Source organism: Streptomyces sp. NPDC002671 (genome assembly GCF_053592475.1).
The window spans coordinates 172,263-180,847 of sequence record NZ_JBSFVU010000020.1 but is presented as its reverse complement, the minus strand read 5'-3'; the positions used below and the strand labels follow the sequence as shown (position 1 = coordinate 180,847).

Below are 8,585 nucleotides of genomic sequence, written 5' to 3'. Positions count from 1 at the left end.
GTAGACAAGCACACGAAGCCTCTGGTGGAGATGGTTCTTCTTGGTCGAACAACCCATCTACCAGGGGCTTCACCAGTTCGTCAGCCCAACTGCCAAGCTGACGCAGCAGGTTGGAAAAGCCTCAATGAGCATCGTCGGAATGTATCGGCCGGACCGTTCACCGACATTGATTGTCGACACGAGTTGCCGACACTGCCCACCTGCGGGTTCGTGATCACTGCGCCGGGTGTCGACAGACGGTCGTTTACCGACACTGCGCGTCCGACTCTGTGCTTGCAACCGGTGACACGATCATGAGTGGCTCCCTCTCTTGCTGGCCTCTTGCTGCGTGCTGCGGACTGAGGCCATAGTGATCGAATGCCATCTAGCCAGCACACTGGGTTACCCGATCCCGACGCCGCACGCCGGGTGATCAGCGAGTCCCTGACGGACCTTGCGGGCCGCATCGCCGATCAGATGCAGCATCATGCAAATGCCATGCCGCGGGTGCCATACGACGTTCGCGACTGGCTATTGAATATGGAAAATGTCCTCTCCCGCTTGCCTGGGGATTTCAAGAAGTTCAAGGCAATCTCGCCATACAGGGTAGAAATCCTGAACATGACGGGTGGGCAGGTCTTTGGTTATATCCTTTCTAGCGAGTATTGGAACGGCGCCTTCCCTGGTTCGGTGCCCCGAGATAGGTGGAAGGTACTCCTGAGAGATCTTCGTGCGGGTCTCGTCAGGTTGGCGAACATCCTGCGGACAATCTCTCCTCCGGCCCTGCCTCGCCATAAGCCGCCGGCATTCGCCCGGCTTCGTGATGACGTCGTGGCGGAGTCCGTTGCTGATCAGCTCGCCGCGTTGATATCGGAGGGCAGGCTTCGCTACGAACAGGTGGTGGATGGTAGGTTCAGGTACAGCTGGCCCTCGTATGACGAACCTGGCTGGGACTTCCAGTGCCACCGTGTACTCGGGGCGTTTCTGACGACTGAGGTTCCCCAGCGGTTCGCCGAGGTAACGGACGGACTCCAGGGCGTGGAGGTTATCGGACTCTACGACTCCGGGCAGTTCTCCTCTCTGTTTCAACGGATTCACGCGGGATTCATTGCAATAGCGCTTGACTATCTGGAGGAGGTGCTGGAGCTCATGCCGAAGTATGCGGAAGACTCCGGGCAGGGAAAACGCCGCGACCCGGTTGTCTACAACACCTATTTGCCGAACGCGCAAGGGGTCATCGTCGGCGAGCAGCAGAACTTCACCCAGAACAACACAACCGGCATGGACCCGAGAGCCTTCATCCAACTTGCTGGCTATGTGGGCCAGGTCAGCAGCGCTCTGGGCATGGACGAGCCGGATCGTGTGGAACTGGAGCGCGTCACCCAGGAACTGCACGAGGAAGCCACGTCGGATGCTCCCCAGGTGAGCCGACTGCGCCAGCTAGCTGGTCAGATCAAGGATCGGTTGTTGGAAGCCGGAGCCACCATGGCTGCAACGGTCGGTATCCAGATGGCCGAGCAGGCGATCGGCACACTGGTGCAGTAGCCCTCATCGCAGGGTAATTCGCGCGGCCCGTGCCGCACCATCAACGGTCTGCCGGGGGCGGGGAACAGTCAGAGGCGCCAGGTCGAGCCGCCTGTCCATGTCGAGGCGAAACGTGCCGTACGGGTTGATGTTCGACCAGAAGAGCGCGGTCAGCCCGCGTCGGTCCTCGTCCGAGAGCTCTTTGGACCAGGCAGGTTCGGCAAGAACGCGCTGAAGCAGCAGGGTGTTGATATGGACCAGGCTGGACTGGAGAAGGTGGAGCGCGAGCATGGAGGTCTCGGCGTGCTCCTTGTCCGGGCCGGTGAGGGCGCCGTCCTTGCCGTAGTGCAGCACGGTGTTCGTCGAGTTCCAGTTCTCCACGACCTGGAGGCCACTGTGGATCTCGCGGCGCAGGTCCGGGCTGGCGAGGTAGTCGCACGAAGATGGTGCGCACCGCGCGGCCGAGTTCTTCGAGCGCGGCGTAGGTGGGGTGTTTGGGGCCGCCGCGGGTGAAGCGGCGCAGGACCTGTTCCGCCTCCGTGGTGCCCAGGCGCAGGGCGGTGGCGTACTTGACCATCTGGTCGTACTGCTGGGCGATCAGGTCCCACTTGATGGCTCGGGTCGTCAGCGAGGCGCCGAGCGCCGGCCAGCCGGCCGGGGTGTCCTCCGGGCGGTACAGGCGGATGCTGCCGATGTTCTTCAGCCTCGGCAGCAGGCGGAAGTTGAGCAGCTCGGTGAAGGCGAACCCGACCACACTCGCGCCGTGGGTGTCGACGTAGTTCGACTCGATTTCGGTGTCCGTGCAGTGCCGCAACAGGCCCTCGATCATCGCCGCGACCTCGGACGACGAACAGCTCTTGAGCTGGGAGTAGATGCAGACGTTCTTCCGCTCCACATGCCAATAAATCATCACGCCGTTGCCGCCGTAGCGGGCGTGGTACTCGGTCATGAAGTTCGAGGACCAGGACCCGAACTTCTTCGAGTCCGACGCGCACGCGGTGCCCTGGCCCCACCATGCGGTGTCCCTGGCCGCGAAGGTGGCGTTCACCAGCTTCCGTACGGCAGCCCGCAGGTTGTCGACGGTGATGAAGTGCCGGCGCACGTGCCGCAGCGCCGCCTCACTCTCACCGTGCTCGCCGGTCGCCACGATGGACCGGATGCCCATGTTCGTACCGAGGGCGAACAGGGCCAACAGGAGGCGTCGTTGGAGGACGGCGCGGTCGATGCGCTCGTACGCGGCGACCGAGGCGAACTCCTTGGTGAAGCCGGTGTCGAAGTCGGCGTTCTTGAGTACGTCCAGGAGGTCGAGCACACCCCAGCGGCGTACCACCTCGTCTTTGAGCGCCCGGAGGCCGGTGGGCTCGTCCAGCTTCTCCAGCTTCGGCACCGAGATCCACGGCTCGCCGTGCCGGGTGGTCACCTTCACTCCGCCCGACGAACCGTCCGCCAGCGCGGCCGTGAGCCGGTCCAAGCCGTTCGTCATCCGCTGCTTCAGATCCGTGATGAACTCCCGCGCGTCCAGCGGCTGACGGATCGCCGCGTAGTGCACGGTGCGGGTGGCCTCGAAGTTGCCGGGCAGGTCATCCTCCGGGTTGCGCCACCGGGCCGCGCCCTCGATGTAGATCTCGCGGCGCCGGATCGCGTCGCGCAGCGCGACCAGGACGCACAGCTCGTACGGGATGCGTTCGACCCTGCCCTTGTCATCGACGACGGCCTCGCGCCAGTCCTTGCGTACGACGCCATCCATCGGCACCGTGTCCGCGGCATCGTAGAAGCGGGTCTTGCCGTCGACCCCGGCGTACTTCTCCAGCAGGGCGAGCGCGTCCATCACCGGCCGGTAGGCGGTGTTGTTGCAGCGGAAGCCCAGCGTCCGCAGCAGTGGCGGCAGCATCTGCCGGTAGTACGAGCTGTACGAGGAGCGCAGCGTGGTGCGGACCTTGGCCTTGAAGACCTTTTCGTTCGCCTTCGCCTCGGCCACCAGGTCGCGCAGCGTCTTCTCCCCGACCACCGGGTAGAGGGCTGTGCGTACGGTCTTGTCGGGCTGGCCGATCGCCGCGTCGGCGAGCCTGAAGAGGATGCCCTCCTTGCCGCGGACCTTCTTCAACTCGGCCGTGAGCTGCCTCTCCACTCGCCGCTCGGTGCGAGCGTTGATCTTCTGCACCAGGGCGATCAGCAGGTCTCCCAGGGCGTCAGTGATCTCTGCCTGCCGGGAGGAGCACAGCGCCGCGAGCAGCGTGATCCGTACGTCCTCGGCGGTGTCACGGAAGTCCGAGGGGTACATCTTGATCGCCCGTGCCCGCCACGCGGCCACCAGCTTCTCCGAGCAGTCCGCGAACAGTCCCTCGGGCAGCCCGAGTCTGCGCACGTCGTTCAGCTTGTTGACCTCGGTCAGCAGGGAGTCCAGGCCGACCGCGCCCGGGTCACGCTTGAGCAGCGCCAGCAGCCGGGCCACCCCGCCCTCACCCAGGCGCTCGATGGCCCGCGCGCAGAACGCCCGCTCCCACCGGTTGCGGGCCGCGACCAACACCCTCTCAATCCGGGTCCGGCCCGGCGATACTGCGCGCGCGGCACTCGACCAGCAGGGCCTCCTGCTGCCGGTCCTCCACCAGCTCGACCGGGCACACCTCGGTGGCCAGCCATGTGGTGAGCTGATCCTCGTCCTCCAGCGTCGCCGGCCGGAACCCCAGCGCCTCGCGGATCTGCGCGCGGTGGTACTCAACGGTTCGGCCTGTGAGGGAGTACTTCGCGAAGTCGGCGGCCGGGACCTTTACCAGCCCGGCGACGTACTCCACCGTGGCCTGCGGGACCTCCTCTCCCTCGCCGAGCCTCTAATCACTTGATCAGCCCAACGAGGCGCCCGAAGCCGGGAAACGGGGCCGTCTGCCGATGCGAAAGCTACCCGCCGGTTACCTTGCGGCTCGTGTCCGAGCTAGGACTTCGGGGACCGCTACTACCGCTGGTGCATCTACCTCTACCTGCCCGTGCAGTACGCCGGCCTCGCCGTGGGCTGCTGGCTGATCAGCGACGGCGGCCTGTCGGCGCTCGACAAGGTCGGCCTGGCCTTCACCCTCGGCGGCGTCGCGGGGATCGGCATCAACACCGCCCACGAACTGGGCCACAAGAAAGAGTCGGTGGAGCGCTGGCTGTCCCGGGTCGCGCTCGCCCAGACCGTCTACGGGCACTTCTGCATCGAGCACAACCGCGGGCACCACGTCCGCGTGGCGACCCCCGAGGACCCGGCGAGCGCCCGGCTGGGGGAGAGCTTCTGGCGGTTCCTGCCGAGGACGGTCGCCGGCAGCCTGGTCTCCGCCTGGCGACTGGAGCGGACCCGGCTCGCCCGCAGCGGCAAGTCTCCCTGGACGCTCCGCAACGACATCCTGAACGCCTGGGTCATGTCCGTCGTCCTCTTCGGCGCCCTCACCGCGGCCTTCGGGCCGGGCGTCCTGCCGTACCTCGCCTTCCAGGCGGTCTTCGGCTTCTGCCTGCTCGAAGTCGTCAACTACATCGAGCACTACGGCCTGTTGCGGCAGCGCATGGCGAGCGGACGGTACGAGCGGTGCGCCCCGCGCCACAGCTGGAACAGCGACAACGTCGCGTCCAACGTCTTCCTGTACCACCTCCAGCGGCACAGCGACCACCACGCCAACCCCACCCGCCGCTACCAGGCGCTGCGCCACTTCGACGACGCCCCCGAACTCCCCACCGGCCACGCGGGAATGATGCTCCTCGCCTACGTCCCGCCCCTGTGGCGCCGGGTCATGGACCACCGGGTCCTCGCCCACTACGACGGCGACGTGCAGCGCGCCAACATCCAGCCGGGCAAGCGCGCGGCCGTCCTGGCCCGTTACGGTGCCGCCGCGTGAGCCGCTACCGCTGCCCCTCCTGCGACTACGTCTACGACGAGAGCGCCGGCCACCCCCGCGAGGGCTTCCCCGCCGGTACGCCGTGGAGCCAGGTGCCGGACGGCTGGTGCTGCCCCGACTGCGGGGTGCGCGAAAAGACCGACTTCGAACCCGAGGAGAGTGCCTGACCGGCGACGACCGCCCCGCGAAGAAGTGGCAGTGCCTGGTGTGCGGCTTCGTCTACGACGAGGCCGAGGGCTGGCCCGAGGAGGGGATCGCCCCCGGCACCCGCTGGGAGGACATCCTCGACGACTGGAGCTGCCCGGACTGCGGCGCCGCGAAGGCTGACTTCGAGATGGCCGAGATCACCCATGCCTGAACCCGTCGTCATCGTCGGCACCGGCGCCCGGGTGAGCGCCGGCGTCAGGCCAACTGCCTGCGTACCAGCTCGTGCAGCCGTCCGGTGGTGTCGGCGAGCAGGTCGGCGGGCCGGCCCTGCTGGACGACCTTGCCCTCCTCCATCACGATCACCCGGTCCGCGTCCAGCACGGTCGACAGCCGGTGGGCGATGACGATGCGCGTCGCGTTCAGCTTGCGGGTGCTCTCGATGACGATGCGCTGCGTGTCGTTGTCCAGGGCGCTGGTCGCCTCGTCGAAGAACAGGATGCGCGGACGGCGGATCAGCGCCTGCGCGATCATCAGCCGCTGCCGCTGGCCGCCGGAGATCGCGCCGTTGCCCGCGACGATCGTGTGCAGGCCCATCGGCATTCGCTTGATGTCCTCGGCAAGGCCCGCCAGTTCGGCCGCCGCCATCGCCTCCTCCGGCGTGTACGGCTCGGTGCCGCAGATGACGTCCAGGATCGAGCCGGTGAACGGCTGCGCGTGCTGAAGCACCACCCCGCACTGGCGGCGCACCGCCGACTGGTCCAGTGCCGCCAGGTCCTGGCCGTCGTACAGGATGCTGCCGGAGACCGGCCGGTCGAAGCCGATGAGCAGGCGCAGCAGCGTGGACTTGCCGCAGCCGCTGGGCCCGACGAGGGCCACGAACTCGCCGGGGCGGACGGCGAAGGACACGTCGTCCAGGACCAGCGGACCGTCGTCGGCGTACCGGAACGACAGCCGCCGGGCCTCCAGCGCACCCGACAGCGGACCCGGCCGGGTGCTCGCCGTGCGCACCTCGGGCGTGGCCTCCAGGACCGGCTTGATCTCCTCGAACAGCGGCAGTGCCGCCACCGCCGACACGAACGACCCGGTGAGCTGGGTGACCGCGGTCAGCACCATCGTCACCGACGTGTTGAAGGTGAGGAAGTCCGCCGCCGACATCGCGCCCTTGGCCGGGCCCGCCAGCAGCATGAACATCAGCAGCGTGCACACCGGCAGATAGACCGAACCCAGCACCGTGGTCAGGTTCTTGATCCGGCCGACCTTCTGCTGGAGTTCCCGGCTGTGCGCGAACTCCCGCGCCCAGGCCGCGTACGCGTAGTTCTCCGCCGCCGCGACGCGCAGCTTCGGCAGGCCGCGAAGGGTCTGGAACGCCTGGTTGTTCAGCTTGTTGCCGAGCACCACGAGCCGCCGCTGCCAGCGCACCTGCCACAGCCCGAGGCCCAGGAACACGCCTGCGATGACGACGAGCATCGCAAGCGCCGCGAGCGCCAACGGCACGCTGTACCACAGCAGCAGACCGAGGTTCATCGCGCCGACCGTCACCGACTGCGCGACCACCGGGCCGACGCCCGCGAGCAGTCGGCGGATCGCGCTGATGCCCATGGCCGCGCTGGCCAGTTCACCGGTGGAGCGCTGCGTGAAGAACCGGGTCGGCAGGCGCAACAGCCGGTCCCAGACGGCCGGTTGGAGCGCCGCCTCGATACGGCCCTCCAGGCGCAGGATGGTCAGGTTCTCCAGCAGCATGAAGGCCGCCGCGACCACCCCGCTCACCATCACCGCCAGGCACACCTGGACGATCAGGCCCTGCTCGGCCCTGGGCACGTACTCGCCGAGCACCTTGCCCGTGGCGATCGGCACCAGCGCACCGATCCCCACGGTCACCAGCCCGGCGAGGATCAGGTTGACCAGGTCACCGCGCGTGCCGCGCAGGCTGAACCGCAGCAGCCCGAGCGGGCCGAGCCGCCCTTCGGGCAGCGGCCGGTAGAACATCACCGCGCGCGGCTCGAACTCCTCCGCGTTCGCCTTCTCGACCGGGGTCTCGCGTCCGGTCCCGGGATGTACGGCCACATAGCCGCCGCGCCGCCACAGCAGCGCGACCGGCGCCCCGGACAGCGCCCGGTGCCCGACCAGCGGGCCCACGTTCTCCCGCCACCAGCGGCCGTCCAGGCGTACGGCCCGGGTGCGCACCCGGGAGGCCAGCGCCACCCGCTCCACCGGGTCGAGGCGTTCGCTCTCGGCGCCGCTCTGCGCGGGCTCGACGAGCTCGATGCCGGCCGCCTCGGCGACCAGCTTGCAGGCCGCGTGCGTGGCGTCGGCGTCGGCGGCGGTCGTGCGGCGGCCCGAGCGCTTGCCGATGGAGGCCAGCAGCGTCTGGTCGGCCTGGGCGCGCACCGCCTCACCGGCCTTGATCCCGGCGGCCGTGCGCGTCTCGTGGGTGCGCTCCAGCTGCTCGATCCAGCGGTCCAGCGCGGTCAGCAGCCGGTACTGCTGGTCGACCATGCTCTGCCACAGCGCCGGGTCCATCAGCAGGTCCGCCGCGGCCTCCGCGCCGTACAGCGAGCCGTACTGCACGCTGCCCGGCGGCACCTGCATCCAGAACACGTCGTCGTCGGAGGGCGCCGCGGCCCGCTCCTCCGCCATCGGCGCCTGGAAGAGGACGGACAGGCCACGGCCGACGCCGAGGGCGAGGGCGTACTCCAGCGGGCTCGTCGTCGGCGGAACGTATTGCGGGTTGCCGTACTCGTCGTACGACCAGGTCTGGGTCTGGGCGGGCTGGTACAGCTCGCGCAGGTTGATCCGGTGCACCACGCAGTCCCGGACCGGGCGGGCCACCAGGGTGTGCTCGGGTCCGGCGACCGGGCCGAGCAGCAGCGCGCCCGCCTCCAGCCGGCCGAGGTGGTGCCAGTGGCCCTGCTGGGCGGCGTCCACCGCGAACAGGTCCAGGGCACCGCCCGCGACCAGCCACAGCACCTGCGGGCCCTCCAGGTCCAGCCGGTTGAGGCCCGCGCAGTCGATGCGCGTGCCCATGGCTCCCAGCGCACCTAGAACGAGGTCGCCTTCGCTGACGGTCGTCAT

6 protein-coding genes and 1 pseudogene are annotated in these 8,585 nt (G+C 68.3%); 4 read left to right on the top strand and 3 right to left on the bottom strand.

Annotated features, from left to right (window positions below; all coding sequences use genetic code 11):
- Positions 1–357: 357 nt before the first annotated feature.
- Positions 358–1,524, top strand: coding sequence for a hypothetical protein (locus tag ACWD35_RS29025; protein ID WP_451354266.1), 1,167 nt, complete (start codon positions 358–360; stop codon positions 1,522–1,524).
- Between the two features lie 78 nt (positions 1,525–1,602).
- On the opposite strand, the pseudogene ACWD35_RS29020 reads toward ACWD35_RS29025, so the two are convergent.
- Together ACWD35_RS29020 and ACWD35_RS29015 are read right to left on the bottom strand one after the other, a co-directional pair.
- Positions 1,603–4,030: pseudogene (locus tag ACWD35_RS29020) on the bottom strand (Tn3 family transposase); the annotation flags it as partial.
- 4 nt (positions 4,031–4,034) lie between these two features.
- On the bottom strand, positions 4,035–4,295 hold the full coding sequence (locus tag ACWD35_RS29015) for a DUF4158 domain-containing protein (RefSeq protein WP_451354265.1): 261 nt from the start codon (positions 4,293–4,295) through the stop codon (positions 4,035–4,037).
- Positions 4,296–4,484: 189 nt separating this feature from the next.
- On the opposite strand from ACWD35_RS29015, the gene ACWD35_RS29010 reads away from it, so the two are divergent.
- From ACWD35_RS29010 to ACWD35_RS29000, 3 genes are read left to right on the top strand one after another with little or no spacing between them, the layout of a single operon-like run.
- Positions 4,485–5,366, top strand: coding sequence for an alkane 1-monooxygenase (locus tag ACWD35_RS29010; RefSeq protein ID WP_451354264.1), 882 nt, complete (start codon positions 4,485–4,487; stop codon positions 5,364–5,366).
- Positions 5,363–5,533: a rubredoxin gene (locus ACWD35_RS29005; RefSeq protein ID WP_451354263.1), complete on the top strand. Its 171-nt coding sequence runs from the start codon at positions 5,363–5,365 to the stop codon at positions 5,531–5,533. The genes ACWD35_RS29010 and ACWD35_RS29005 overlap by 4 nt, the downstream gene beginning before the upstream one ends.
- Entirely contained in the window at positions 5,530–5,724 is a 195-nt protein-coding gene (locus ACWD35_RS29000; RefSeq protein ID WP_451354272.1) for a rubredoxin, read from the top strand. Before ACWD35_RS29005 ends, ACWD35_RS29000 begins: the two co-directional genes overlap by 4 nt.
- 44 nt (positions 5,725–5,768) lie before the next feature.
- On the opposite strand, the gene ACWD35_RS28995 is transcribed toward ACWD35_RS29000, so the two are convergent.
- Positions 5,769–8,585, bottom strand: coding sequence for an NHLP bacteriocin export ABC transporter permease/ATPase subunit (locus tag ACWD35_RS28995; protein ID WP_451354262.1), 2,817 nt, complete (start codon positions 8,583–8,585; stop codon positions 5,769–5,771).

What these genes read in the sequence shown, in the direction of transcription:
- ACWD35_RS28995 (WP_451354262.1), bottom strand. Translation starts at nt 8,585, where the DNA reads ATGACGACCGTCAGCGAAGGCGACCTCGTTCTAGGTGCGCTGGGAGCC.
- ACWD35_RS29025 (WP_451354266.1), top strand. Translation starts at nt 358, where the DNA reads ATGCCATCTAGCCAGCACACTGGGTTACCCGATCCCGACGCCGCACGC.